The 24,236-nt window shown below is 63.0% G+C and carries 25 protein-coding genes; 16 read left to right on the top strand and 9 right to left on the bottom strand.

What is annotated here, in order from left to right:
* Nucleotides 1-6 precede the first annotated feature (6 nt).
* The 3 genes from CK501_RS10075 (at nt 7) to CK501_RS10065 (ending at nt 2,673) form a co-directional block, all read left to right on the top strand.
* The gene (locus tag CK501_RS10075; RefSeq protein WP_095617577.1) at nt 7-498 is read left to right on the top strand and encodes a nitrate reductase cytochrome c-type subunit; all 492 of its coding nucleotides are present in this window, start codon (nt 7-9) and stop codon (nt 496-498) included.
* Complete coding sequence (locus CK501_RS10070) at nt 495-1,082, top strand: NapC/NirT family cytochrome c (RefSeq protein WP_095617576.1); 588 nt, start codon at nt 495-497, stop codon at nt 1,080-1,082. Before CK501_RS10075 ends, CK501_RS10070 begins: the two co-directional genes overlap by 4 nt.
* Before the next feature lie 193 nt (nt 1,083-1,275).
* Nucleotides 1,276-2,673 (top strand): OmpP1/FadL family transporter, encoded by a 1,398-nt coding sequence (locus tag CK501_RS10065; RefSeq protein ID WP_198949463.1) that lies wholly within the window; start codon nt 1,276-1,278, stop codon nt 2,671-2,673.
* Between the two features lie 71 nt (nt 2,674-2,744).
* Here the strand turns inward: CK501_RS10065 and CK501_RS10060 are convergent, their stop codons facing one another.
* Nucleotides 2,745-3,428, bottom strand: a complete 684-nt coding sequence (locus CK501_RS10060; protein ID WP_095617574.1) for a sensor histidine kinase — start codon at nt 3,426-3,428, stop codon at nt 2,745-2,747.
* On the bottom strand, nt 3,425-5,074 hold the full coding sequence (locus tag CK501_RS10055; protein ID WP_095617573.1) for a response regulator: 1,650 nt from the start codon (nt 5,072-5,074) through the stop codon (nt 3,425-3,427). The genes CK501_RS10060 and CK501_RS10055 overlap by 4 nt, the downstream gene beginning before the upstream one ends.
* A gap of 184 nt (nt 5,075-5,258) precedes the next feature.
* On the opposite strand from CK501_RS10055, the gene smrA reads away from it, so the two are divergent.
* The 6 genes from smrA (at nt 5,259) to CK501_RS10025 (ending at nt 12,122) form a co-directional block, all read left to right on the top strand.
* Nucleotides 5,259-5,837: a DNA endonuclease SmrA gene (smrA, locus tag CK501_RS10050; protein WP_095617572.1), complete on the top strand. Its 579-nt coding sequence runs from the start codon at nt 5,259-5,261 to the stop codon at nt 5,835-5,837.
* A gap of 25 nt (nt 5,838-5,862) precedes the next feature.
* Nucleotides 5,863-6,333: a (2Fe-2S)-binding protein gene (locus CK501_RS10045; RefSeq protein ID WP_198949462.1), complete on the top strand. Its 471-nt coding sequence runs from the start codon at nt 5,863-5,865 to the stop codon at nt 6,331-6,333.
* Nucleotides 6,330-8,555, top strand: a complete 2,226-nt coding sequence (locus tag CK501_RS10040; protein ID WP_095617571.1) for a xanthine dehydrogenase family protein molybdopterin-binding subunit — start codon at nt 6,330-6,332, stop codon at nt 8,553-8,555. Before CK501_RS10045 ends, CK501_RS10040 begins: the two co-directional genes overlap by 4 nt.
* Nucleotides 8,548-9,540: an XdhC family protein gene (locus CK501_RS10035; RefSeq protein WP_095617570.1), complete on the top strand. Its 993-nt coding sequence runs from the start codon at nt 8,548-8,550 to the stop codon at nt 9,538-9,540. The genes CK501_RS10040 and CK501_RS10035 overlap by 8 nt, the downstream gene beginning before the upstream one ends.
* Nucleotides 9,530-10,555: a DUF3080 family protein gene (locus CK501_RS10030; RefSeq protein WP_158223094.1), complete on the top strand. Its 1,026-nt coding sequence runs from the start codon at nt 9,530-9,532 to the stop codon at nt 10,553-10,555. The genes CK501_RS10035 and CK501_RS10030 overlap by 11 nt, the downstream gene beginning before the upstream one ends.
* 91 nt (nt 10,556-10,646) lie before the next feature.
* Nucleotides 10,647-12,122 carry a DUF4397 domain-containing protein gene (locus CK501_RS10025; protein WP_095617568.1) on the top strand — a complete coding sequence of 492 codons (1,476 nt, stop codon included), beginning with the start codon at nt 10,647-10,649 and terminating at the stop codon, nt 12,120-12,122.
* Here CK501_RS10025 and CK501_RS10020 read toward each other — a convergent pair.
* From CK501_RS10020 to msrP, 3 genes are read right to left on the bottom strand one after another with little or no spacing between them, the layout of a single operon-like run.
* Nucleotides 12,115-12,627 carry a SixA phosphatase family protein gene (locus CK501_RS10020; RefSeq protein WP_095617567.1) on the bottom strand — a complete coding sequence of 171 codons (513 nt, stop codon included), beginning with the start codon at nt 12,625-12,627 and terminating at the stop codon, nt 12,115-12,117. The two genes, CK501_RS10025 and CK501_RS10020, sit on opposite strands and share 8 nt — an antisense overlap.
* Nucleotides 12,624-13,229: a ferric reductase-like transmembrane domain-containing protein gene (locus CK501_RS10015; protein WP_095617566.1), complete on the bottom strand. Its 606-nt coding sequence runs from the start codon at nt 13,227-13,229 to the stop codon at nt 12,624-12,626. The genes CK501_RS10020 and CK501_RS10015 overlap by 4 nt, the downstream gene beginning before the upstream one ends.
* A complete protein-coding gene (msrP, locus tag CK501_RS10010) occupies nt 13,229-14,158 on the bottom strand; it encodes a protein-methionine-sulfoxide reductase catalytic subunit MsrP (RefSeq protein ID WP_095617565.1) in 930 nt (309 codons plus the stop codon). Before msrP ends, CK501_RS10015 begins: the two co-directional genes overlap by 1 nt.
* A gap of 83 nt (nt 14,159-14,241) precedes the next feature.
* Between msrP and CK501_RS10005 the strand changes: the two genes are divergently transcribed.
* Nucleotides 14,242-15,231, top strand: coding sequence for a cytochrome-c peroxidase (locus CK501_RS10005; RefSeq protein WP_095617564.1), 990 nt, complete (start codon nt 14,242-14,244; stop codon nt 15,229-15,231).
* A gap of 50 nt (nt 15,232-15,281) precedes the next feature.
* On the opposite strand, the gene CK501_RS10000 is transcribed toward CK501_RS10005, so the two are convergent.
* Entirely contained in the window at nt 15,282-16,082 is an 801-nt protein-coding gene (locus CK501_RS10000) for an SDR family oxidoreductase (RefSeq protein WP_095617563.1), read from the bottom strand.
* Between CK501_RS10000 and CK501_RS17160 the strand changes: the two genes are divergently transcribed.
* Nucleotides 16,071-16,388 carry a hypothetical protein gene (locus CK501_RS17160; protein ID WP_332888975.1) on the top strand — a complete coding sequence of 106 codons (318 nt, stop codon included), beginning with the start codon at nt 16,071-16,073 and terminating at the stop codon, nt 16,386-16,388. The genes CK501_RS10000 and CK501_RS17160 overlap by 12 nt on opposite strands.
* A 70-nt stretch (nt 16,389-16,458) precedes the next feature.
* Here CK501_RS17160 and CK501_RS09990 read toward each other — a convergent pair whose 3' ends face one another.
* Nucleotides 16,459-17,685, bottom strand: a complete 1,227-nt coding sequence (locus CK501_RS09990; RefSeq protein ID WP_095617561.1) for a DEAD/DEAH box helicase — start codon at nt 17,683-17,685, stop codon at nt 16,459-16,461.
* Between the two features lie 208 nt (nt 17,686-17,893).
* The gene (gene mntR, locus CK501_RS09985) at nt 17,894-18,373 is read right to left on the bottom strand and encodes a manganese-binding transcriptional regulator MntR (protein ID WP_095617560.1); all 480 of its coding nucleotides are present in this window, start codon (nt 18,371-18,373) and stop codon (nt 17,894-17,896) included.
* Nucleotides 18,374-18,512: 139 nt separating this feature from the next.
* Here mntR and CK501_RS09980 point away from each other — a divergent pair, with 139 nt between their 5' ends.
* The 5 genes from CK501_RS09980 to CK501_RS09960 all read left to right on the top strand — a co-directional run bounded on the left by CK501_RS09980 (nt 18,513) and on the right by CK501_RS09960 (nt 23,544).
* Nucleotides 18,513-19,496 (top strand): metal ABC transporter solute-binding protein, Zn/Mn family, encoded by a 984-nt coding sequence (locus tag CK501_RS09980; RefSeq protein WP_095617559.1) that lies wholly within the window; start codon nt 18,513-18,515, stop codon nt 19,494-19,496.
* Between the two features lie 13 nt (nt 19,497-19,509).
* A complete protein-coding gene (locus tag CK501_RS09975; protein ID WP_095617558.1) occupies nt 19,510-20,310 on the top strand; it encodes a metal ABC transporter ATP-binding protein in 801 nt (266 codons plus the stop codon).
* Nucleotides 20,310-21,446 carry a metal ABC transporter permease gene (locus CK501_RS09970; protein WP_095617557.1) on the top strand — a complete coding sequence of 379 codons (1,137 nt, stop codon included), beginning with the start codon at nt 20,310-20,312 and terminating at the stop codon, nt 21,444-21,446. Before CK501_RS09975 ends, CK501_RS09970 begins: the two co-directional genes overlap by 1 nt.
* On the top strand, nt 21,443-22,339 hold the full coding sequence (locus CK501_RS09965) for a metal ABC transporter permease (RefSeq protein WP_095617556.1): 897 nt from the start codon (nt 21,443-21,445) through the stop codon (nt 22,337-22,339). The genes CK501_RS09970 and CK501_RS09965 overlap by 4 nt, the downstream gene beginning before the upstream one ends.
* Nucleotides 22,340-22,440: 101 nt before the next feature.
* Nucleotides 22,441-23,544, top strand: coding sequence for a histone deacetylase family protein (locus CK501_RS09960; RefSeq protein ID WP_095617555.1), 1,104 nt, complete (start codon nt 22,441-22,443; stop codon nt 23,542-23,544).
* A gap of 20 nt (nt 23,545-23,564) precedes the next feature.
* Here the strand turns inward: CK501_RS09960 and CK501_RS09955 are convergent, their stop codons facing one another.
* A complete protein-coding gene (locus tag CK501_RS09955; RefSeq protein WP_095617554.1) occupies nt 23,565-24,188 on the bottom strand; it encodes a TetR family transcriptional regulator in 624 nt (207 codons plus the stop codon).
* Between the last annotated feature and the right edge of the window lie 48 nt (nt 24,189-24,236).

Raw genomic sequence — 24,236 nt, 5'->3', positions numbered from 1 at the left:
CCCATTATGAAAAGCTTCATCACGACCGTCACCCTACTGGTGCTCACTGTTCTGGCCATGGGCGTGGCCGCGGAGAAGACGGACGCGCCCAGGCCGGATGGTCTGCGTGGTGCCGGCTACAGCGCGACGCCTGCCGCTCCGCCCATTGCCGGTGTCACCGACCGCAAGGGGCGCGAGGAACGCAATTACCCGGAGCAGCCGCCGGTGATCCCGCACAGTATTGACGGCTACCAGCTGGATAAACGCTTCAACCAGTGCCTGGACTGCCACAGCCGCAGCGCCTCACCGGAAAGCGGCGCCCCGATGGTCAGCATCACCCACTTCATGGACCGCAACAAGCAGGTGCTGGCGGCGGTGTCCCCTGACCGTTACTTCTGCACCCAGTGCCATGTGCCGCAGACTGACGCTGAGCCGCTGGTGGAGAACCGTTTTGAGACGGTTGATGAGGTGCTGCGTCGGCTGGCCGAGGACGGTGATGGCCAGGGAGGCGCGGAATGAAACAATGGCTGTGCTACTACTGGCGCCTGCTGTGGCGGCCAGCGGCCACCATCAGCCTGGGCGTACTGGTTCTGGGGGGATTCATTGCCGGCATCATCTTCTGGGGCGGTTTCAACACCGCGATGGAGGCCACCAACACTGAACAGTTCTGCGTTTCCTGCCATGAGATGAGGGACAATGTTTTTGAGGAGCTCAAGGGCACTGTCCACTACAGCAACAGCTCCGGCGTGCGGGCGACCTGTTCGGACTGCCATGTGCCCCACGAGTGGACGGACAAGGTGGCGCGCAAGATGGAAGCCTCGAAGGAGGTCTGGGGCTGGCTCTTCGGCACCATCAATACGCCCGAGAAGTTCGAGGCCAAACGTCGGGAGCTGGCGGAACGCGAGTGGGCACGCCTGGAGGCAAACGACTCACTGGAATGCCGCAACTGCCATGAATTCGATTCCATGGACTTCACCCGCCAGAGCCCCCGCGCTGCGGAAGCCCACTCCACCGCCCTGGCCGGCGATGAGGCAACCTGCATTGACTGCCACAAGGGCATAGCCCACGAGCTTCCGGATATGTCCGGGGTTCATAACCGTTGAACCCGAACGTCCGGCATGGAAGCGGGCATTCTGGGCGTCAGTCGCGCTTCGTGCACCCGGGGGGCATATCCCGGATCCGGGTGGAGAAACCGCTCTGCTATGGCCGGCCGGCCACTGATTGGTGACTGTAATTTGTGATGTGAGCTGAAACCGCATTAGAATCCGCGCCGACAGACACAACAAAGAGGTAATGATGCGTACAGTCTTTGATGCAAAAGGCGCAGTTGTTCTTACCGCTGCAATGATTCCCGGTATGGCCATGGCGGGTGGCTTCTCCCTGAACGAGCAGAGCGCGAGCGCCATGGGCACCGCCAATGCCGGCGCCGCTGCCAACCCGCAGAACGCCTCGACGGTGATCTTCAACCCAGCGGGTATGACCCAGCTTTCCGGTACCAATCTCTCCTTCGGTGCTGCGGTTCTGGATATCGATGCTGAAGCCGATAGTGCATCCGCAACCAATCAGCTCGGTCAGCCTGTTAGTGGTACGACCGGTGGTGATATTGCTGATCCCGCCTATCTCCCCAGCGCTTTCCTGACCCATGAGATGTCGGAGAATGTCGCTGTGGGTGTTGGTCTGCATGCGCCCTATGGTCTGGCGGCAGACTACGATGATGACTTTACCGGTCGCTACTTTGCGGATGAAACGGAACTCACCGGTATCGCCCTCACGCCTTCCATTGCAGTGGATTCCGGCAATGGGCTGTCTCTGGGTGTCGGCGTGAATATCATGTATCTGGACGGCAAGTTGTCCAAGTTCGCAGATACTTCGGGAGCGCTGTATAAACTGGAGCAAAAAGGGGCAATTAGCGCTCAAGAAAGACAACAACTCGCAGCAGCGCCGACCTATTCGAACGTTGAAGGTGACACCATTGAATACACGCTCCGCATCGGTGCCCTGTATGAACTCTCAGACAGGACACAGTTTGGCCTGACCGCTGAGACAGGCACAGGCTCTTCTTTAGAAGGTGACATCACCATCAGTGATTTCCCGACTCAAAACGGACTCACAACTCTTAAAGAGGAGGCGGAGGTTCCTCTCGATATCCCGCCGAGCGTAACCTTCGGTGCACGGCATCAGCTTAATGATGACGTTACCCTGCTGTTTGGCGCCACTTGGGCACGCTGGAGCGACTTTGAGGAGCTCGACATTTACTCCGGTGAGGGTGGTACAGGTGAAGTTTCCAGCGCACTCAGAGCCCAAGGCCAGGTTGGTAATCCGATCACCCATATCACCGAGAAGTGGCAGGACACCTGGCAGTACAACCTCGGTGCCACCTGGCAGGCGGACCCGCAGTGGAAGCTCAAAGCGGGCTACGCCTGGGACGAATCACCTGTGGACAGCTACACGACAGCACGCATTCCCTCCCAGGACCGCCACTGGCTGACTCTGGGTGCCCAGTTTGCGCCGGCCAATACCGACTGGACCGTGGATGCGGCCGTTGGCACGCTCATCTTTGATGGTGACGCGAAGGTCAACGAGCGGGAATACACCCATGCTCAGCCCACGACTGAAGATGGGAATGCCAGTTACACTGGCTCTTACGACCTGAGCGCATGGAGCGCTTCCGTGGAACTCAGTCGCTCATTCTGAACTCCATCCCCTCGGCTCCAGGGATGGAGCCGCCTCCCCGCAAGCCTAAGTAGCTGAAACCCTTTACGGGGTTACGGCAGCCACAGCTCGAATACACTGCCTCCCAGATCACCGCCATTGCGCAGGCGGGTGAAGCCCTGACGTTCGCCGGCGGTGTGCATCCCGGCCATGCGTTCGGCGAAATAGAGCCCGAGGTTGGTGCTGCCGGTGCTGAAGTCGATGCGCTCGGTGCCGGAAAAATCCACCGCCAGCATGTGTTCCGGGTAGCCCGGCCCATCGTCCTCCACGCTCAGTACCAGCCAGCCGTCTTCGGCACGGGCGTTCAGCTGGAGTTGGCTGCCGGCGTAGCGGATGGCGTTGTTGATCACATTGGTCAGGACGCCACTGACGAGCTGGGGATCAAAATAGCCTTCCTCCGCATCCGGCTCGGTGTGGACCTCCAGTGTGATGCCCAGCCCTTCCAGCAGGCGCCGGTGATGGGCCTGCTGCTCATCAAGAAAGTCGTGGACCAGCTGCTCCTCCACGGTCGCGGAAAGCTTTTCCTCGGACAGCCGGTAGAGACTCAGCAGCTGGACCAGGTCGCCATGCACCCGCTGGGCCTCATACTCGAGGGTGGTGAAGGGGCGGGCACCACGAACCTCCTCGCCGACTGAGTCACGCACCTCATCCAGTGAATTCAACAGCATCCCCAGGGAATTCTTCATGTCATGGACGGTTGAGGCGAGCACCGTGGAAAAGTCGAGATCATTGCTCATGTGTTGCTCCCGGATTTGAGATCCGCAATTTTCTTTTTCAGGAACTGGTAGCGTTTGTACTGCTTGTGCTGGGGCGGCAGGTGGCTGAGCTGATCAAGGCACCGCTCACAGCGGCGCAGCATGTTCGGGTCTGACCCTTTTCCTTCCTTTTCCGCATTCTTGAGCAGCACCTGGACCAGGTTGAGGTTCAGGGCCGGATGCTGGGGCACCAGCTCCAGAGTCTGGCTGAAGGAATCCGCGGCCTGACCCAGCTCGCCGCTCTCAAAGGCCTTGATGCCTTCCTTGTTAAGCGCCCGGGCCTGGTTCTTCTTGTGGAAGCTGACGGGCTCATCCATCAGTTCCTCGATGGCCTTCATGATTTTCGGGTCATCCTGACAGCGTTCGGCCAGCTGGTTGAGAACCCGCTGGGCAGCCCCATCCTCCTGCTGGGTGTAGAGCGCGCGGGCGTAATCCAGGGTCTCCTCCGGGCTCAGGGTCTCCGGATCCAGCTGGTCACTGATGCTGTCCAGCGCCTTGCGGCTTTCGTTCATCCGGCCCTGGCCGGCGTAGACCCGGGCGGCTACCAGCTGTTTCCGGGTTTTCGCGCTTTCATCGTCCTTGAAGCGGCGCTCCATGTTATGCAGCGTCTTGAGGGCCTCGTCCGCCAGTTGTTTGCCTTCGCTGGAGGTGTTGCCGTCGCTGAGTTCGGACAGGGAGCGGCCCAGGCCAAGGTAGTTTTCGGGATTGTCGTGGATGGAGTTGTCGCTGAGCTTAACGGTGGCGCGCCAGGCATCGGCGGCGGTGTCCATGTCCTGGTTACTGGCGGCGATGCCGGCAAGCTGTTTCTGGCGCAGGATGGCCAGGGGCGAGATCTCAACCGCCTTTTGCACGACCTCCTGGGCCCTGCGGCTGTTGCCCTTGCGCTGCAGTGCGTCCGCCAGGGCATCGTAGGCCTCGATGTAGTCCGGGTTGCTGTCGATCAGTGTCTCGAAATGGCTGATGGCTTCGTCCAGGGCGTTGCGGGCCAGTGCGGCCCGCCCCATGCCCATGCGGGCCCAGGCCAGCTCGCGGCCTTCCAGCACCTGTTCGTAGATGCCGCGTGCGGGATCTGGCGTGCCGCGCTGCAGGTAGAGGTCACCGAGGATCTGCATGATCCGGTTACGGTAGCGGGTCTTCGTCTGCAGGAGCTGCTCCGCCTGGCTGATGGCTTCCGGCAGGTCCTGCTGGTCGAGGGCATGGTTGATGGGGTAGAGGGCGTGGCGCTGGGCCATCAGGGCATCCATGCGTTTCTGCAGCACGGCCTGGGTAATGGGTTTGATGATGTAGGTATCGGGGTGGTATTCCCGGGCGCCCATCACGATCTCCCGTGAGGTTTCCGCGGTCACCAGCACAAACAGTGATGTATGGCGCAGCAGCCTGTTGTGGCGCAGCGCCTCCAGCACCTGCTGGCCGGTCTTCCCAGAGCCCAGGTTGAAGTCACAGATCAGGACGTCGTAATGGTCCTTGCTGCACTTGGCAATGGTTTCGTTGCCGTTGGCCGCCATGTCGATCTTTTCGGCGCCAAAGCTGCTGAGCATCTGACGCATGGACTTTCGGAAGTTCTCAAAGTCATCCGTGATCAGAAACCGCAGCTTCCGGTAAAGGTTGTAGCGCTCGTTCTCATCCATCGGCTCTGTGCCCGTATCAGTGGTGGCAACACTTGGGGGTGTTGTTCAAACTAGTCGACCCCCATCCATCCCTCAACAGATCATGCACCCCCGTGACATAAAATAACGCCATTGGCGGCGTTTCCCTGCTTTCAGGGCGGGTGGTAGAGTAGCGGCGAAGCCTGTTTCCAGTTGAGGGGCTGCTATGACCACGAAGGATGAGCGCCTTCAGTTCCTTGAGGCCATGGGGGACGTTGAGCCGATCCGCAAGCCGGATCGTGCGGATCTTGATGGGGGGCGTCAGGTTACCCCGGGGCAGCTGGAGCGCCAGCGGGCCGCCGTGCTCGAGAAAACCCGGGACCGTAACCCTCTGACCGCCACGGATGTGGCGTGGCTGGGCCCCCAGGATGAGCTGAGTTTCAAGCGCGACGGTATCCAGCATGGCGTTTTCAAGAAGGTACGCCTGGGGCAGTACCCCATTGAGGCACAGCTGGACCTGCATCGGATGACTGTGGATGAAGCCCGCCAGGAGGTGTTCAACTTCATCCGCGAATGCCTGCGCCGTGGTGTGCGCTCGGTGCTGATCAAGCATGGTAAGGGGGAGCGCAATCCGGACCGTATCGCTACCATCAAGAGCTACGTCAACCAGTGGCTGCCGCAGCTCGAGGATGTAATGGCGTTCCACTCCGCGCAGCCGAAACAGGGCGGCACGGGAGCGGTCTACGTGATGCTGCGCAAGAGTCCGGAAGAGCGGGAACGCAACCGAGAGCGGTTCAGTGGTTGAAGGGCCACTGTTACAGGAGTGAACAATGACAATAACGATCAGGGTGAATGGCGCCGAACAGTCGGTGGATGCCCCGGAGGATACGCCCCTGCTGTGGGTGCTGCGTGACTGGATGGGGCTTAAGGGCACCAAGTTCGGGTGCGGAATTGGCCAGTGCGGGGCGTGTACCGTGCATATTGATGGCAGTGCGCAGCGCAGCTGCATTACGCCGGTTGCCAGGGTAGCCGGTGGCGAGGTGTCGGTTACCACCATTGAAGGTCTTGCCAGCGAAGACAGCCTGCACCCGGTGCAGGCGGCATGGCTTGAGCATAATGTGCCCCAGTGCGGTTACTGCCAGTCCGGCCAGATCATGAGCGCTGCGGCGCTGCTTGACCAGGAGACGAACCCGGATGATGAGCGGATCAGTGAATTCATGGCCGCCAATCTCTGTCGCTGTGGCACCTATCCCCGGATCCATGCCGCCATCCGCTCCGTTGCGGATGGGGGTGCCTCATGAGTGGAGTATCCCGACGTGAACTGTTCCGCCTGGGTGCTGCTGGCTCCGGCGCTCTGGTACTGGGCATGGTGCTGCCCGGCTGCGCCACTGCCCCGGATGAAAGGGAACCAACCCGTGTCGGGGCCTGGGCGCCCAACGCCTGGCTTGAGATTGATCCTGACGGTGGGGTGGCGTTCACCCTGGACCGTGTGGAGATGGGGCAGGGGACAGTGACCGGCATTACCACCCTGGTGGCGGAAGAGCTGGATGTGGCCCCGGAGAACATTGAGGTGGTTTTCGCGCCGGTGGGCGATGCCTACATCAACCCCCAGTACGGCCTTCAGGTAACGGGTGGCAGCTCCAGTGTGCGTACCAGCTGGGAGCGGGTGCGCGAGGCCGGTGCCCGGGTGCGGGCGGTTCTTCTGGCCTCGGCTGCGGAGGTCTGGCAGGAGCCGGTTGCGTCACTGACCACCGAAGACGGCCATGTGCTGCACCCGGCCGGTACCCAGCGGATGGCCTACAAGGACCTTCTGGCACTGGCGGCACGCCAGAGCATGCCCGAAGAGGTCACGCTGCGTCGCCCGGAAGACTTCCGCTACATTGGTAAACATAACCGCCGCCTGGATGCCCTGGCCAAGGTTACGGGCCAGGCCCGCTTCGGTATCGATGTGGAGCTGGAGGGGATGCGCTACGCCGTGGTGGCACGGCCACCGGCCATCGGCGCGCGTCTTGTCGCCTTTGATGATGCCAGGGCACGGGAGCTTCCCGGTGTGATCGATGTGCTGGCCATTGAGCGTGGCGTTGCCGTGGTGGCGGAAAGCTACTGGCAGGCCATGAAGGCGCGGGGTGAGCTGAGCATTGAGTGGGACGAGTCCGATGCGGTGAAGGTCACCCAGGAGTCGGTTTTCCGCCAGTACCGTCAGGCGGCGGATGACAGCGCCGGTGATACCGAGCGCAGTGACGGGGATGCCGCCGGTGTGCTTGAGAACGCGGATGGGGTGCTGGAGGCTGAATACGAGGCGCCCTTCCTGGCCCATGCCACCATGGAGCCCCAGAACGCCACTGCCATGGTCACGGACCGGGGGCTGGAGGTCTGGGCTCCGACCCAGGGGCCCGATCTGGCACGGATCGCGGCGGCACGCACCAGTGGCTATTCCCCTGGTGAGATCAGGGTGCATACCACCTTCCTGGGCGGTGGTTTCGGTCGGCGCCTGACCCAGGAGTACGTGGAAGAGGTGGCGGAGATCGCCAGCCAGAGACAGGAGCCCGTCAAGCTGGTGTGGTCCCGGGAGGACGACATCCGGCATGACGTTTTCCGTCCGGCGATGCTGCACCGCTTCCGCGGCGCCCTGGCTGACGGGCGCGTTACGGCCTGGGATCACCAGATCACCGGCCCGCTCATCTTCGACTGGTTCGCCCGCAACGCGGCCGCCGCCCAGTACCCCTGGGCGCCACGCATGTTCTACAACACCCTGGCTTCGGTGGGGCGGATGACCGAGGACACCTTCCTTACCCCCAAGGACCATTCCGCCATTGAGGGCGCTGTGGATGTGCCCTACGCCGTCCCGGACCTCCGGGTGCGCCATACCCACGCCGATGCCGGCGTGCCGGTCAGCTACTGGCGTTCCGTTGGCCATTCCCACAACGGCTTCGCGGTGGAGACCTTCATGGATGAGCTGGCCCACAGGGCCGGTGAGGATCCGGTGGCGTTCCGCCTGCGTCATCTGGAAGACAGTCCCCGGCACCGCGCGGTGCTGGAACGGGCGGCGGAAGCCGCGGGTTGGGGCGGGTCGCTGCCCGAGGCCAGGGCGCGGGGCGTGGCCCTGCACCGCAGCTTCGGCACTTTCGTGGCGCAGGTGGTGGAAGCCAGTATTGAAGACGGCGCCATCCGTGTTCACCGGGTGACCTGTGCTGCGGACTGTGGCCGCATGGTTAATCCGGATATTGTGCGGATGCAGATGGAAGGCGGCATTCTGTTCGGCCTCACGGCAGCCCTCTATGGCGAGGTGGACTGGGATGACAGCGGCCGCCTGAAACAGAGCAACTTCCACGACTACACGCTGATGCGCCACGACGAGACACCGGAACTCAGCATTATCCTGGTGGAGAACGGGGAAGATCCGCAGGGTGTGGGTGAACCCGGAACACCGCCGGCGATCCCGGCCTTGGGCAACGCTCTGTTTGCACTCACGGGTGAGCGCCAGCGCCGTACCCCCTTCCGGGCAGGGAGCGCCGATGCCTGAAGCGAGTCAGGATCCGGCTTCTTCGGTCATAGAGCATGTCAGCCGCTGGCTGGCCCGCGGTGAGAGGGCCTGGCTGTGCACGGTTCTGCGCACCTGGGGATCCTCGCCGCGCCCACCGGGCTCCATGCTGGCGGTCAACGCCGCCGGTGAGTGGTCGGGCTCGGTCTCTGGGGGCTGCCTGGAGGAATCCCTGATCCGGGAGGTAGTGGAAGGGGGAGAGCCCCTGTCCACGGCCCCCAGGCTGGTGGATCATGGCGTCACCGAAGAGGAACAGGAGCGCTGGCGGCTGCCCTGCGGCGGCCGCATGCGGCTGGTGGTGGAGGTTCTGGAGCCGGATCGCCATGCCGGCCCGATCGCCCGGGTGCTGGATGACCTGTCCGAGCGCCGGGCGGTGACGCGACGCGTGGACTGGGCCAGCGGCGACTGGCAGTTCGCCGGTGCCTCGGTGCCTGAGCGCGTTGAAGAGCATGAACAGGAGTTCCTGCACACCATTGGTCCAAGCTCGCGCATGCTGATGATCGGGGCCGGGGAAGTGGCCCGCTACGTCGGGCGCATGGCCCTGATGAATGGGTTCAGTGTCGCGCTCTGCGAACCACGCCCACTGTTTCTGGAGGGCTGGGAGGAACCGGGCATCGAGTGCCACGCCTGCCTGCCGGACGATCTCATCCAGCGCGACTTCAATGACGCGCACTGCGCGATCCTGGCACTTGGTCATGACCCACGCATTGACGACATGGGTCTGCTGGCTGCCCTGGAGACCAATGCCTTCTACATCGGCGCCATGGGATCACAGCGCACCGCCGCCCAGCGGCGGGAGCGCCTGTACGAGCTGGGCGTCACTGATTCCCGCATGGGGCGTATCCATGCGCCCATTGGCTTCAGCATCGGCAGCAAGGCGCCCCCGGAGATCGCCGTGGCGACCATGGCGCAGGTCCTGGCCGAGCGCTACCGGCTGCTCCACCGGGTCAGCCGGTATGACGTTTAGGCCGCTGGCCCGCGTTCTCCTGCCGGTCCTCTTGCCCCTGGTCCTGGCGGGCTGCTGGTCGGGTGGGGAGAATGGTGCCCGGGCGGAGGCCTATGTTGACGCCCTTGCCGGGGCTTTCGGTGTGGCGCCCGAACCTTCCCGCATCCCCACGGTCGAGCCCCTGCCGCGCCCCCGTGAACGTCGGCTGGAACTGCCGGAACTGGACATGGGGCTGGTGGATTTCCTGTCTCTCTACGGCTGTGAACTGCAGGTGGTGATCGGTGAACGGACCAGTGTTCTCGGGCGTGTGGCGCATCCGGGCACGCGCATGGAATACCACCTGCGCTTTCTGGCCGCCGTGGATGAGTGTCTGCCCAGGATCGACAGCGACGCCCGCACCGAGGCCCTGAAGAAGGCGCGTGACGCACGGGCGGAATCACTGCCGCTGGCACTGTGGAATGGCGTCTGGGGCAGCGATGAGATGGCCCGGCTGGTCAGCCGTTCCGGTGGCCACGTGCCGGCGCCTGTGCCGGAAAAGTCGCTGGATCAACTCATTGAGAGCCTCCACGGGGTCGCCGCCATGCTGGCGTCCGCACAGCCGGGCAGGGTGCCTGAGGAGCTGGCGGCCATGACGGATCACTACCGCCAATGGCGCAGGGAGCCGCGCTTCGGGCAGCTGCTGCGCAGTGCTGAGGCCCTGCAGGCCCGTCTTGGCGATAGTGCCGGTATTCTGGACCGTGTCCTGGCTTCAGCGCAGGGCTGCCCCATGGATGCGGGGGCGGTGGCGTTCTACCGTAAGCATTATCTGGATGGCCTGGTACCCCGTATCCAGCAGGTGCGGGGATACGGTCGCCGCATGGCACGGGCTCTGGAAGCGCTGGTCGAGGCCACCGGCGCGCCGCCTCCGGATGCCATGACGCCCTTCATCAGCCGCAACCTCCGTACCCGGCACTCAGGCAGTGTCTGGCACGACCTCGACCAGGCGGTGGCCCGCCACGCCGGCGCCTGGAACCGCCTGCTCGAACGCTGTGACTGAGCCCGTGCCCGTAGTGTGAGCCGGTCGCTTTTGCCGCTTCCCCGATCCTGTTAAAACCGCCCCTGAACCTTCATGGAACAGGACGAACACCATGGAATCGCCTGCCAGGGCCGCACTGCTCGTGGCCGTGACGCTGGGGCTCAGCGGCTGCTTTGAGAGCCAGAGAGACGAAACCTTCAATGATACCGTCGCCGGAGATGACGTGGACGTACGTGTGCTCCATGCCGTGACCGACGCGCCCGCCCTGCGCCTGGAAGCGGATGGTGAGGTTCAAACAGAGACGCTGGATTACGGGAGGGTCGCCACCTTCAGCCTGCCGGCGAATCACTACCGTTTTGAGGCGGCAGGCTATACCGGCAGGGAGGCACCGGAACCCCTTCTGGATAACCTTGAGGGCAACCTGACCGAAGGCATGCGCCATGATCTGCTTCTGGCGGGATCCCTGGAGGACAGCGATGCCCGCGCCATCCTGCTTGAACAGGATGATGAGCCCTTCGAGCCCGAGGAGGAGGACGAGGAAAACGGGGAAGAGGAAGGTGACGGTGACGGCGATTCGGACGGTGATGAACCGCTCAGGGATGTCCGCTTCCGGGTGGCCCACCTTGCGCCGGATTTCGAGGCGGTTGATCTGTATCTGGGCGGTGATACCTCCGGCAGCCCGGATGTGACCCTGCCGTACGGTAACGCCAGTGAGGCCCTGCGGGTTGAGTCGGGTGTCTACCGGGTCCAGATCACCCCTGCCGGTGGCAGCAACGTGATCTATGACAGCGACCGCGTTCTTGGCTGGGATACCGGGGATGATCTGTTGCTGGCGGTGACACCTGCCACCGGTGTTCAGGGAGAGGGTGACCTGTCGCTGATTGAGGTTGATGGGGAGCAGAGCCGGCGGGTTCCGGATATGCAACAGGATGCCGGGTTTGAGTTCGTGAATGCATCAACAGAAAGCGTGGAGGTGGCAAGCGCTGAGGGCCCTATCGCCACAGACACTGTTGACCCTCTGGGCAGCAAGGCTCCTGAGGGGTATGAGGGTGTTGAAGCGGGGAGTTATACGCTGGCGATTGATTCCCAGGAGTCGGACGCCAGCGGCTCCTATGGTTTGAGTCTTGCCAGGGCGAAGGCAGGTACCGTTGTGCTGCGAGCCCTGCCTCCTTCCAGTTCAGATGAATCCACGCAGGCCAGCTTACTGATCAATGACGCCCGTCCTGTCGCGACGAATGCCAGGGCCCGCATTCTGAACACTTGGTTCAAAGATCCCGAAAATGATGGGCAAGCAGAGCCCGTGGACGTTTATCTTGTGGAAGGAAGCGGGTGTGAGAGCCCGTTATCAGGTAATGGTGTGGTGCCCGAGCCGGTTGTAAGCAACCTTTCCTATGGCAACAGCAGTTCGATGCTGCCCGTACAGGCGGGTGATTACCAGCTGGTCGTAACGGAGCCCGGTGATCCAGGAAACCGGCTGCTGTGTGACGATTCCGTGTCACTGAAGACGCAGGGACTCTATGAGCTGGTAGTTGCTCGGCCGCAGGGTAGCAGTGAGTCTGGCCTGATCCAGGTCAGCCGGGTCAGGTAGCCTGCCAGGGCTTCTTCGGGGTGTCGTGGACCAGCAGGCGCCCCGAACCTTCCCGGACGTCCCGCCAGGATCCAGCGTCAAACGCCATCCGGAAGACCGCACAGGTAGGGAGGTTATCGGTGTGCGGGCCGGCGAGCAGGTTGGCCAGATCCGTCAGGTCCGGGTTGTGGCCCACCAGCCAGACCTCCCGTGCCCGATCCGGCAGATTCCGGATGGTGCTTAACAGTCGCTGGGTATCCGCCAGATAGAGGCTGCGTTCAAAGCGGATGTCCGCCTCCGGAAAACCCGTGCCCTGTGCAAGCACAAGCGCTGTCTCCCGGGCGCGCCGCGCACTGCTGGCAATGAAGTGGTCCGGGTATTCCCCGCGTGCCGCCAGCCGTCGTGCCATTTCCGGTGCGTCCCGTTCGCCCCGTTCGTTAAGGGGGCGGTCAAAATCGCTCAGGCTGGGGTCGTCCCAGCCGGACTTGGCGTGGCGTATCAGCGTCAGTACCCGTTCCTTGCTCATGTCTCAGGACTCCCCGGACGGCTCCTCAGCGCGCCGGCGACCCTGTAGACCAGGAGAACCGCCAGAACCGATGCGCTGAGGAAAGTGGGCCATTCAAGCACCTTCTGCACCATGGCCTGATGGATGACGCCGCCGATGGCAGCGGCATAGACCAGCCTGTGCAGACGCAGCCAGTGTAACAGGCCCATCCATTCGCGCGCCTGCCGGAACGAAGTCAGAGCCAGGGGCATCAGCAGTACCAGACACAGGAGCCCGAGCTGCAGGTGGCGCTGCTCAGCCAGTTCCGAGCGGATCAACGTGGCATCGCCGCCCATGTCGAGAAAGCTCCAGGCCAGCGCGTGCAGTGCCAGATAGACGAAGGCCCAGAGTCCGGCCTGGCGGCGCAGAGCCAAGGGCAGGTGGCTGCCGGTCAGCCGGCTCAGCGGCGAAAGGGTCAGGGTCAGAAGCAGGGCGCCCAGTCCGAGGTTGCCCAGCCAGTGGATCAGTGCCTCTGAGGCCATAAAGCCCAGCTGCCCGCTCTCCCAGGCCCAGGCCAGTGCCACCAGTGGCACCGTTCCCGCTATCAGTCCCGTCAGCCTCAGGATGCCAGTCAGTTGTGGCATCAGAAGTGCTTCTCCAGGTCCATCCCCTTGTAGAGGTCCGCTACTTCCGATTCGTAGCCGTTGAACATCAGTGTTTTACGCCGCCCCGTTTCCCCGACCCGGCGCTCTGTGGCCTGGTGCCAGCGCGGGTGCTTCACGTTCGGGTTCACGTTGGCGTAGAAGCCGTATTCCTCCGGCTGAACAGCCTGCCAGCTGCTGGTTGGCTGCTCCTTCTGGAGCCGGATGCGGACCACGGATTTGATGCTCTTGAAGCCGTACTTCCAGGGCACCACCAGGCGTATGGGTGCCCCGTTTTCCTTCGGAAGAGTGTCACCATAGAGGCCCACTGCCATGAGGGTCAGCGGGTGCATGGCCTCATCCAGCCTCAGGCCCTCGCGATAGGGCCAGTCGAGCAGGTCCTTTTTCTGCCCGGGCATCTGTTCCGGATCATGGAGTGTCTCGAAAACCACAAACCGTGCTTCGGATGTGGGCTGCACGGCCTTGAGCAGCTGGCGCAGTTCAAAGCCGATCCAGGGAATGACCATGGACCAGGCTTCCACGCACCGCAGGCGGTAGATGCGCTCCTCGAGCTGGAAGCGGCTGATCAGGTCCTCAAGGGCAAAGGTGCCGGGCTTATCGACCAGGCCTTCCACGCGCACGGACCAGGGATCAGTCCGGAGCTGGTGGGCGTGTTGGCGCGGGTCCTCCTTGGCGGTGCCGAACTCGTAGAAGTTGCTGTAACCGCGTATGGCTTCCAGGGGCGTGGGTGAGAGGTCCTGCCCGAAATCCGTGTCCGTGACGCTGCCAAGTTCACGGGCCATAAGCGCCGGGCTTGAGCCGAGGCTGCCGAGGGCCATTCCGGCGGCCATGCCTTTCATCAGTGAGCGACGCTGCTCAAACACGTGCCTGGGCGTTATTTCGGAACTGGGTGGACGCGGATAGCGGTACATGAATGTTGACTTAAATCATGGTTAATCCTGGGGGTTCCGGGTTTGAATGAAACCATAGTCAAAGTGACAGATCCGGAGGGATCATGCAAAAGAAAACAGGACGCATTCTCGCTCTTGCAGCTCTGCTGGGCTGCATGACGCTGACAGGGCCTGCAGTGGCCAGTGATGGTTACGGTGACTACCGTGATCGCTTTGAGCCGCTGCCGGCACTGCCCCCGATCCCGGAGGACAACTCCCTGACGCCGGAGAAGGTGGAGTTGGGCAAGATGCTCTTCTTTGAGCCCCGGATCTCATCCAGTGGCGTGATCAGTTGCGCTACCTGCCACAACCCGGCGCTTGGCTGGACGGACCGGATTCCGCGGGCCACGGGGCACCAGGGGCAGGTGGGTAAGCGCAATACGCCCACGGTCCTGAACGCCGGGTTCCTGGACGCCCAGTTCTGGGATGGCCGGGCCGAGGATCTGGAAGAGCAGGCGCTGGGCCCCATCGAGGCGGATGTGGAGATGGCCATGGATCTTGATGAGGCCATTGATCGGCTTGAGAGCTTCGATGTCTACCGCACGCTTTTCAGTGAAGCGTTCAGTGGCGAGGAGCCGATCAACAAGGAGAACGTGGCCAAGGCCATTGCCTCGTTTGAACGCACCCTGAACACGCCCAATTCCCGGTTTGACCGTTATCTGAGGGGTGACCTTCAGGCTCTGAATGAAAAGGAGAAAGAGGGCATGAAGGCGTTCGTTGATACCGGGTGCATCGCCTGCCATCGTGGCCCGGCGCTGACGGACAGTAATTACCACCGTTTTGAGGTGCCTGGGTCCACGGATGAGGGGCGCTTTGTGGTGACTGGCAATGAGTCGGATAAGTTCAAGTTCAAGACACCCACGCTGCGCAACGTTGCCGTGACCTATCCCTACTTCAACAACGGCAGCGTCGAGGAGCTGGACAAGGCGATTGAGCTGATGGCGGACCAGATGCTGGACCGTGAACTGTCAGATGAGAAGGTGGAACAGATCGAAGCCTTCCTGCACACGCTGACTGGTGAAATGCCCGAAGTCAGCTTCCCCGCCCTTCCGTGAGAAGGCATTGCCGGAGCGGAGTCCGCTCCGGCCTTTTTGGTGAGCTGTTGTTACTTGCGGTTCTTGGTCATCCGGAAGACCAGTTCCGGTGAAACCCGTTTGAGCCACAGCGCCATCATTTCCTTGCCTTCGCCCACCGGGATTTCGCGCTTGCCCCGGCCCAGGCCATTGATGATCACTTCCGCGGCCTTGTCGGAATCCATGCCGCCGGCGTTGTCCTCGTCGGCCTGACCAAAGGCGCTGCCGTCCGCCGCCAGTGAGTTCTCCGCTACGGCGGTCGCCACGAATCCCGGCACGATGGTGGAAACCTGGATGCCTTCGTCTTCGACTTCGGCCCGCAGTGCATCAAAAAAGCCCATGACCGCGTGCTTGGCTGCACAGTAGCCGGTGCGCAGACGCACGCCGACCTTGCCGGCCACACTGGAGGTGACCGCGATATGGCCCCGGCCGCGTTCCAGCATGTGGGGCAGAACGGCCTTGGTCAGGGCGATCTGGCCCATGACATCCACATCCATCAGCCGCTGGTAGACGGCGAGATCCGTTTCCTGGCAGAGCGAACGCTGGGACACGCCGGCGTTGTTGATCAGCAGGTCGATCTGGCCGAAGTGTTCCAGAACCTGGCTGGTTTTGCCGAAGGCTGTTTCCAGTTCGGCGACATCCAGTGGCAGCACCATGATGGAGCTGCGGGAAAGGCCGGTTTCACTTTCACAGCGCCGGGCCACGCGTTCCAGCTCCTCCTCGCGCCTGGCGGAGAGCACCAGCCGCGCCTGCTGGCCGGCGAACGCCAGGGCCAGTGATTCGCCGATTCCGGATGAGGCCCCGGTGATCCAGACCACCTGATGCGTGAACATGCGTTGCTCCTGGTCGGTTGTTGGTTTCCAGTACAGGAGCAGTATGGATCAGTCCCGGACGGGTTGCTACGTGACGTTCCGGCCTGTATACGGGAGTCTCATATCCTGGGCATTCTGGGGGTGTCCGCACTGGTGCAGCCATTGCCACTGGCATCACGTATGGCGTGGTTCGATCAGTGGATCATGCTGGGTGCGGCGGTGCTGCTGACGCTGTTCCTGGTCAGCGGACGGCGATTGAGTCGCCTGGAGGGGGTGGTTCTGTTGATGGGGTATGGCGCCTACGTGGCCGTAGGCGTCACCCTGTAGGAGCGCGCTCCGCTCGCGATTCTTTCCAATCGCGCGCAAGGCGCGCTCCTACATCGGGAGGGATCCCGGGTTAACGGCGGCGCGGCGGGCCGTTACGGCCGGCGCCGGGGCGTCCACCGCCACCGGGGCGTCCACCACCGCCACGCTTGGGTGCGGGCCCGCTCTTCTGGACCGGCTCGAAACCGGCTTCCACGCCTGCGGGGATCTCCCGGCTGACCACCTTGCGGATGCTGTTGAACTGGCCCTTTTCCTGACCACTGACGAAGGACACGGCGGAGCCGCTTTCGCCACCACGGCCGGTACGGCCGATCCGGTGCACGTAGTCGTCCGGGTTGTCCGGCAGGTCGTAGTTGACCACGTATTCCAGCCGGTCGATGTCAATGCCACGGGCCGCCACGTCTGTGGCGATGAGGGCGCGAACGTTCTCGTGCTTGAATTCTCTCAGGGCCTTGTTGCGGGCACCCTGGCTCTTGTCACCATGGATTGCGGCGGAGCGGATACCGTCGGTCTCAAGCTGCTTGGCCAGTTGGTCCGCGCCGCGCTTGGTGCGGGTGAAGACCAGAACCGAACGCCAGTTCTGGGTGCCGATCAGGTGCGTCAGCAGTTCCCGCTTGCGGCCACCGTCGACCATATAGGCGCTCTGGTCGACCCTTTCGGCGGTGCCATTGCGTTCGCCGGTCTGGATCAGTTCCGGTTCGTTCATGAACTTCTGCGCCAGCTTCTGGATGGGCGCGGAGAAGGTGGCGGAGAACAGCATGGTCTGGCGGGCATCCGGCAGTGTGCGGGCGATTTTCTCGATCGCCGGCAGGAAGCCCATGTCCAGCATCCGGTCCGCTTCGTCCAGAACCAGCACTTCAATGTCGGACAGGTTCACTGTGCCGCGTTCCATGTGATCCATCAGGCGACCGGGTGTGGCCACGAGGATATCCATGCCGCTCTTGAGCTGACGGATCTGCGGGCCAATGCCGGCGCCACCGTAGATCGCGACGGAACGCAGGGGCAGATGACGGCCATAGGTGCGCACGCTGTCTTCCACCTGGGCGGCGAGCTCACGGGTGGGTGTGAGCACCAGGGCACGCGGCCGGCCGCCCTGTGACTTGCCTTCGGAAAGCTTCTGCAGCAGCGGCAGTGTGAAAGCGGCGGTCTTGCCGGTGCCGGTCTGGGCACTGGCCATCAGGTCGCGGCCAGCAAGCGCGGCCGGAATGGCCTGCTGCTGGATCTGTGTGGCCTGGTCATAACCCTGTTCCTTGATGGAACGGTTCAGTTCAGCCCGCAGGCCGAGGGAGTCAAAGGACATTCAGTCTTTCCTGTTCAATACGCCAGAGCGGGTGTTGCCCGATGCCCTGTAAACAGGGGAGGGCAGATTGTCGGCTTGTCGGGAATGGCCCTGGCAATATGCAGTCCGCGATAAGCGTGCGGAGACCAACCGGCGAAACTGGGGTCGTCTGAACGACCGGGGAAGGCGGAGGGAACAACGCAGGGCGGTACCCTATCATGGCTGCTGCTCAGTCGCCAGCCTTATTCTGGCTGCGGGTGAACGCGTGCATGATTCCAAGGGTGGTCTCGCTGACGTGATGCTCCATACCTTCGGCATCAATACGGGCTGTGGCGTCATCCACCCCCAGGCTTCGCAGAAACTGGAGGACCACGCCGTGGCGCTTGCGGGATTCCTCGGCCATGGCGCGGCCGCGTTCGGTAAGAAAGATCGAGCGGTAGGGCTCGTTGGTGACCAGCCCCTGATCGTTAAGCCGCCTTATCATACGGGCAACAGTGGCCTGGCGAACGCCCATGCGGGCCGCGATGTCCGTGGCCCTCGCCTCGCCGGCATGATCCAGTAGATCGCCGATGAGCTCCACGTAATCCTCGATCAGCTCGGTTTCATGAGCGTCTCTCACGGCGGCATACTGGCGCGCGTGCTGCTCGGGGGGCGGCAGGTTCGTGTCCTGTTCGGACGGGTCAGGGCCGTTGTCGGAGTAGGTTGGCATGGGGCCAGTCTAACCAACTACCCGGGCCTCCACAACAGCCATGCTGCACAGTTTAGCCTTGGCTAAAAAAGTTTGCGGCAGTGTCAAAAGTTTTTGTAAACTACAAGACAGTACGCAACCGGGTAAAGGAGCTCAGGGAATGGTGACGCAGGCAGCTCGACGATGGCTTGTTGCCGTCAGCTTCTCGGCGGTTCTCGTGATGGCCGCGTCCGGCGCGCGCGCCGCTGATGTTGTGACCACCACGGGGATGATCGCGGACGTGGCTGCCAACGTTGCGGGGGAGTGCCTCAGCGTGGAACCCCTGATGGGGCCGGGGATTGACCCTCATCTCTATGAAGCGCGCCCCAGCGATATCCCGCTGTTGCGCAACTCGGACGCGATTCTCTACAACGGCTTCAACCTGGAAGGTCAGCTCGGTAAGGTTCTCGCCAGAATGGCTCAAAGCAGGCCCACTGTGGCGGTGGGGCCTGAGTCGATGAAAGACGACGATCTGATCAAGGGGGCCGGGGGGTATGCAGTGGATCCACACCTCTGGATGGATGCTTCGCTCTGGGCGCGGATCGTGCCCACGGTGGCGGATGTCCTGGTCAGGGTTGCCCCCGACTGTGAAGCCGGCATACGCTCGCGTGCCGCGAACTACCAGCAGCAGCTGCTGACGCTGGATGAGTGGGTGAGTGCCAGCGCGGCCAGTGTTCCGGAACAGCAGCGCATCCTCGTCACCGCACACGACGCTTTCCGCTATTTCGGTCTGGGGTACGATATTGAGGTGGTCGGTATTCAGGGAATCAGTACCGACAGTGAGGCGGCGATCGCCGATATCCGCTCTGTCGTGGACAGGATCGTCAGCCGTAATGTGCCCGCTATCTTCGTGGAGAGCACCATCAGCCGCCGGACAGTGGAAACCGTGGTCGACGGCGCCCGGGACCGGGGGCACGACCTGACAATCGGCGGAGAGCTCTATTCCGATGCCATGGGAGCCCGTGGTACGCCGGAAGGGACGTACATCGGTATGATCCGGCACAATACCCGGGCCATTGTTGAATCCCTTGGTGGCTCAGTTGAGCCCTGGCCCGGGAGCCTGCCGTCCTTTGCGGGCAGCGGGCGCAGCAACGCAGCAGAATGAAACTGGAGTCGCCATGAAACGGGAGAAGCGCCACGAACCGGACCTGGCACTGCATATAGAGGACCTGACCGTTGCCTATGAGGGCAAGCCGGTTCTCTGGGACATTGATGTGAATATTCCCCCGGGGGTGATGGCGGCGGTCATCGGGCCCAACGGCGCCGGTAAGAGTACGCTGATCAAGACGGTACTCGGTCTGGTGAAACCCACAGCCGGCCATATCTGCATCCATGGTTACCCACCGCGTCAGGCACTGAAGCGCGTGGCCTATGTGCCCCAGCGATCCGCCGTGGACTGGGACTTTCCAACCACCGTTGTCGATGTGGTCATGATGGGGCGTTATGGCCATCTGGGCTGGTTCCGCTGGCCCGGGAAGCGGGAGCGCAGGCGCGCCATGGATGCGCTTTCAGCTGTTGGCATGGAGGCGTTCGCTAACCGGCAGATCAACCAGCTTTCCGGCGGTCAGCAGCAACGGGTCTTTCTGGCACGGGCGATGGTGCAGGACGCGGATGTGCTGTTCCTGGACGAGCCGATGGCCGGCGTGGATGCCACGACCGAGAAGGCGGTCGTGGCACTTCTGCAGGAGCTCCGGGATCAGGGCAAGACCATCATCGTGGTGCATCATGACCTTCAGACCGTGCGCGACTACTTCGACTGGCTGGTGATCCTGAATGTTCGGGTTGTAGCCCAGGGTCCGATCCCTGAGGTGTATACCGGTGAGAACCTGCGTAAGGCCTACGGCGGCCGTATCGCCCTCCTGGATCCGGATTCCTCTGGCGAGACACCGGATGCGGTACCGCGGGAGGTTGTGAACTGATGCTGGAGCTGCTCGGCAACCATACGGTCCAGACCGTCACGCTGGGCGCGGTGTTGCTGGGGATGGTCAGCGGGCTTCTGGGTTCCTTTGCCGTCCTGCGCCAGCAGAGCCTGCTGGGCGACACGCTGGCGCATGCGGCATTGCCCGGCGTCTGTATCGGGTTCCTGATTGCCGGCACCCGTCATCTGGGCTGGATCATGGCCGGAGCGCTTGTCACCGCCGTGATCGCGGCTCTGTTCGTGCAGGTGGTCACGCGCTACAGCCGGATCAAGATGGATGCAGGCCTGGGGGCGGCCCTGAGCGTTTCATTCGCGGTGGGCGTGGTACTTCTGACCTACATCCAGGGCCACGCCAGTGCCTCCCAGGGAGGACTGGATTCCTTTCTGTTCGGGCAGGCAGCGGCTACACGCCCGTCCGACCTGTGGTTCATGGGCGGGGTGACCCTTGCCGCCATGGCACTGGTCGCCCTGATGTGGAAGCAGCTCAAACTGGTGACCTTTGATCCGCTGTTTGCGGGCTCCATCGGATTGCGGGTCGGGGTTCTCGAGACGCTGCTGACGGCCATGATTGCCCTGGCGGTTGTGGTGGGGCTTCAGATGGTGGGGGTGGTCCTGATGACGGCCATGGTGATTGCGCCGCCGGTGGCGGCGCGCCAGTGGGTGTCGCGGCTGGAGCACATGGTGTTCCTCGCGATGTTCATGGGGGTGGTTTCCGGTGTGGTGGGCGTGCTGTTGAGTGCCGGTGTGCCCAATCTTGCCACGGGCCCGGTGGTGGTGCTGGTCGCCTCCGCACTGGTAACGCTGTCATTGCTGCTTGCTCCCGGGCGGGGCGTGCTCTGGAGCTGGTTGAAGCTCTGGCGGGAACAGCGCTCCATCGGCCAGCGCCAGATGCTGGTGACGCTGCATAAGCTGGCGGAGCATCACGAGGATCCCTATTACCCGGTGGAACGGAGCATGCTGGACAGCTTCTATGGTGTGGCCACCGGCCATATTCTCAGGCGCCTGCAGGCGCGGGGATTTGTTGTGCCCGCCAGCCATATGCGTCAGGAGGGGCCCCACTGGGCATTGACGGACGCAGGCCACAATGAGGCCCGGCAGGAGCTGGAGCGCATGGACTGGAACCAGGCGGGGGTATGATGCAGGCGTTTCTCGGTGATCCCATGGCCATGATCCTGCTGACCGGGGCCCTCGTGGCGACCTCCGGGGCCCTTCTCGGGACGTTTCTGGTTCTGCAGCGCCAGAGCATGCTATCCGATGCGATCAGTCACTCCATTGTGTTCGGCATTGTCGTGGTCTGGCTGCTGACGCATGCCCAGTCCGGCCCCCTCCAGATCGCCGGCGCAGCGCTGACCGGTGTGCTGACCGTCTTCCTGACCGAAATGGTGGCGCGCACGCGCCGGGTCAAGCGTGACGCGGCCATTGGTCTGGTGTTTCCGGCGCTTTTTGCAGCCGGCGTGCTGCTGCTCAACCTCTATGCCCGGGATATTCATATCGACAGCCACACGGTACTGCTGGGTGAGATCGGTTTCGTCTGGCTGGATACCATGCCGCTGGCGGGGTTTGAAGTGCCCCAGGCGGTGGTCTGGATGTCGGTAGCGACGCTGGTCAACCTGGGCTTCGTGCTTGCCTGCTACAAGGAGCTCAAGCTGGCGTCCTTTGACTGGCAGCTGGCCGCGGCACTGGGGCTGGCGCCGACGCTCATGTTCTATCTTCTGTTGGGGCTGACCAGTGTGACGGCCGTGGCGGCATTTGATGCCGTGGGCGCGGTACTGTTCATCGCCTTCGTGATCGTGCCGCCCGCGACGGCTTACCTGCTGACCGACCGGCTCTCACTGATGCTGCTCCTGGCGGTGCTGGTGGGCGTGGCGTCGACGCTCTGTGGCTACCCGCTGGCGGTCAGGCTGGATGTTTCCATTGGCGGCACCATGGCCTCCATGACGGGGGTCTTTCTGCTCCTGGCCTTCCTCCTGAGCCCACGCTACGGGGTGCTGGGACACTGGCGGAACCGGCGCGTGAAATACTCCGGCTGAGCTGATTCGCCAGAAGTCTCTGGTACTTGCCTGCGTTCGCCGGCGGCGTATAGTAGAGGAACGCGGCAGGACTGTGGCGCCGCGAGCACACGGAGGCGATAATGCCGAACGGCACCATAGCGCTTTTTCACGATGACCGCATGCTGGCGCATGAGCCGAATGTGGACGTTCCTTTCCTGCCTGGTCGCCTTGACCGGCGCATCCGCGAGATTCTCGCGGGTCTCAACGCCCAGTGGAAGTACCCGGAACACCCGGGGCGCCTGCGGGCGGTGATGGATCTGCTGTCAGCCCAGCCGATTCCTGGCCTTACCACGGAGACTGGCCGGCCAGCCACCCGGGAAGAGCTGGGGCGGGTCCATACCACCCACTATCTCGATTTCATCGAGGATCTTCGCGACAAGAACGCCTGGCTGGACGTGGACACCACGGCGGTTTCCACGGGCAGTGTGCTGGCGGCCGAGGTTGCCGCCGGTACCGCACTGGCGGCGGTTGAGTCCGTTATTGAGGGGCGCTATCGCCATGCCTTTGCGCTGGTCCGCCCGCCCGGCCACCATGCGGAGCCGGTACGGGCGCGCGGGTTCTGCCTGTTCAACAATGTGGCGGTGGCCGCGGCGCATGCACGCAGCGAGCTTGGCTGCGAGCGGGTGATGATTCTGGACTGGGATGCCCACCACGGTAATGGCACCCAGGATATCTTCTGGGCGGATCCCGACGTGATGTTCATTGATATCCACCGTGCGGCGCCGTTTTACCCCGGTTCCGGTCTGATGGAGGAGGTGGGCGTGGGCATGGCCGAGGGATCGACCGTGAATGTGCCGCTGCCCGGAGGCTCAGGGGATGTCGCCTACCTCAAGGCCATGCGCGAGATCGTGGCGCCGGCTGCGGATGCTTTCCGCCCGGACATCATCCTGGTCTCGGCCGGCTTTGACACCCACTGGTATGACCTGGCGCTGAATGTATCCTATGAGGGCATGTCGGTGATGACGGAGATCATCCAGTCCGTGGCGGAACGCCATTGCGACGGGCGGCTGGTGTTCGTGCTGGAGGGGGGCTACAACCTGGAGTCTCTGTCCCACGGAGTGCATACCGTACTGCGGACACTGGCTGGAGAGCGCTTCCCGGAACCCGGCGCTGCCGGCGTGGCAGAAGTCGAGGCTGCGGCCCGCTTTCACCGGAATGCATTCCTGGATCCGGATCAGGAATAAGCCATGGCCACCGACATGGGTCAGCTGCTCTGCCAGTGATCCGCGCCAATGAAGATCATCCGCAGGAAGCGGGTGGTCTGGCGCCTGATCCGGGTCAGCTCTTCCTCGTCCTCGGGTGAAATGCTGAGGATGTCGGTCAGGCTGAATGCCACCGTGCGCACCACCAGCTCACAGGCCATGTCCAGATCCTCATCACTGAGGTGGGTCAGCAGGCGCAGGTTTCGCAGATCGTTGGCCAGCTCGCTGGCGAAGAACTGCATCTCGTTGCGGATGCCCTGCTGGATCGCCTGACTTTCCCCCGCCAGCCCCTGTGCCATGAAGGTGAAGAAGTTGCGATTGGACTGGACGTGGTTCACGAAGATGGCCACCGATTCGTCCATGAGCTTGTCTGCATGCAGCACATTGGCACGCGCCTCCCGCATCATCCCGCGCAGAACCACGCCCAGCTCATCCACCAGCGTCAGTCCCAGATCGTCCATGTTGCGGAAGTGACGGTAGAAGGATGTGGGAACCACCTCGGCCTGCCGGGTGACTTCCCGGATGCCCAGGCTGGCGAAGTGACGGCCTCGGCCCACCAGGGTCAGCGCGGCCTCCATGAGCATGTCCCGGGTCTCGCCGGGGCGGCGTCGTTTCTGTGTCGTCATACCTTTACGGACGCGTTCGGGGTGATCCCGAGAGTGTACCGACCTGTC

Origin of the sequence: Halovibrio salipaludis, from assembly GCF_002286965.1 — a bacterium.
GTDB lineage: Bacteria > Pseudomonadota > Gammaproteobacteria > Pseudomonadales > Oleiphilaceae > Halospina > Halospina salipaludis.
The sequence above is the reverse complement of the archived record's forward strand: the minus strand, read 5'-3'. Positions and strand labels throughout refer to the sequence as shown.

Excerpts from the sequence above, each read along its gene's own strand:
- CK501_RS10075 (WP_095617577.1), top strand. The coding sequence starts at position 7 with ATGAAAAGCTTCATCACGACCGTCACCCTACTGGTGCTCACTGTTCTG.
- CK501_RS10070 (WP_095617576.1), top strand. The coding sequence starts at position 495 with ATGAAACAATGGCTGTGCTACTACTGGCGCCTGCTGTGGCGGCCAGCG.
- CK501_RS10065 (WP_198949463.1), top strand. The coding sequence starts at position 1,276 with ATGCGTACAGTCTTTGATGCAAAAGGCGCAGTTGTTCTTACCGCTGCA.
- CK501_RS10060 (WP_095617574.1), bottom strand. The coding sequence starts at position 3,428 with ATGAGCAATGATCTCGACTTTTCCACGGTGCTCGCCTCAACCGTCCAT.
- CK501_RS10055 (WP_095617573.1), bottom strand. The coding sequence starts at position 5,074 with ATGGATGAGAACGAGCGCTACAACCTTTACCGGAAGCTGCGGTTTCTG.
- smrA (WP_095617572.1), top strand. The coding sequence starts at position 5,259 with ATGACCACGAAGGATGAGCGCCTTCAGTTCCTTGAGGCCATGGGGGAC.
- CK501_RS10045 (WP_198949462.1), top strand. The coding sequence starts at position 5,863 with ATGACAATAACGATCAGGGTGAATGGCGCCGAACAGTCGGTGGATGCC.
- CK501_RS10040 (WP_095617571.1), top strand. The coding sequence starts at position 6,330 with ATGAGTGGAGTATCCCGACGTGAACTGTTCCGCCTGGGTGCTGCTGGC.
- CK501_RS10035 (WP_095617570.1), top strand. The coding sequence starts at position 8,548 with ATGCCTGAAGCGAGTCAGGATCCGGCTTCTTCGGTCATAGAGCATGTC.
- CK501_RS10030 (WP_158223094.1), top strand. The coding sequence starts at position 9,530 with ATGACGTTTAGGCCGCTGGCCCGCGTTCTCCTGCCGGTCCTCTTGCCC.
- CK501_RS10025 (WP_095617568.1), top strand. The coding sequence starts at position 10,647 with ATGGAATCGCCTGCCAGGGCCGCACTGCTCGTGGCCGTGACGCTGGGG.
- CK501_RS10020 (WP_095617567.1), bottom strand. The coding sequence starts at position 12,627 with ATGAGCAAGGAACGGGTACTGACGCTGATACGCCACGCCAAGTCCGGC.
- CK501_RS10015 (WP_095617566.1), bottom strand. The coding sequence starts at position 13,229 with ATGCCACAACTGACTGGCATCCTGAGGCTGACGGGACTGATAGCGGGA.
- msrP (WP_095617565.1), bottom strand. The coding sequence starts at position 14,158 with ATGTACCGCTATCCGCGTCCACCCAGTTCCGAAATAACGCCCAGGCAC.
- CK501_RS10005 (WP_095617564.1), top strand. The coding sequence starts at position 14,242 with ATGCAAAAGAAAACAGGACGCATTCTCGCTCTTGCAGCTCTGCTGGGC.
- CK501_RS17160 (WP_332888975.1), top strand. The coding sequence starts at position 16,071 with ATGCGTGAACATGCGTTGCTCCTGGTCGGTTGTTGGTTTCCAGTACAG.
- CK501_RS10000 (WP_095617563.1), bottom strand. The coding sequence starts at position 16,082 with ATGTTCACGCATCAGGTGGTCTGGATCACCGGGGCCTCATCCGGAATC.
- CK501_RS09990 (WP_095617561.1), bottom strand. The coding sequence starts at position 17,685 with ATGTCCTTTGACTCCCTCGGCCTGCGGGCTGAACTGAACCGTTCCATC.
- mntR (WP_095617560.1), bottom strand. The coding sequence starts at position 18,373 with ATGCCAACCTACTCCGACAACGGCCCTGACCCGTCCGAACAGGACACG.
- CK501_RS09980 (WP_095617559.1), top strand. The coding sequence starts at position 18,513 with ATGGTGACGCAGGCAGCTCGACGATGGCTTGTTGCCGTCAGCTTCTCG.
- CK501_RS09975 (WP_095617558.1), top strand. The coding sequence starts at position 19,510 with ATGAAACGGGAGAAGCGCCACGAACCGGACCTGGCACTGCATATAGAG.
- CK501_RS09970 (WP_095617557.1), top strand. The coding sequence starts at position 20,310 with ATGCTGGAGCTGCTCGGCAACCATACGGTCCAGACCGTCACGCTGGGC.
- CK501_RS09965 (WP_095617556.1), top strand. The coding sequence starts at position 21,443 with ATGATGCAGGCGTTTCTCGGTGATCCCATGGCCATGATCCTGCTGACC.
- CK501_RS09960 (WP_095617555.1), top strand. The coding sequence starts at position 22,441 with ATGCCGAACGGCACCATAGCGCTTTTTCACGATGACCGCATGCTGGCG.
- CK501_RS09955 (WP_095617554.1), bottom strand. The coding sequence starts at position 24,188 with ATGACGACACAGAAACGACGCCGCCCCGGCGAGACCCGGGACATGCTC.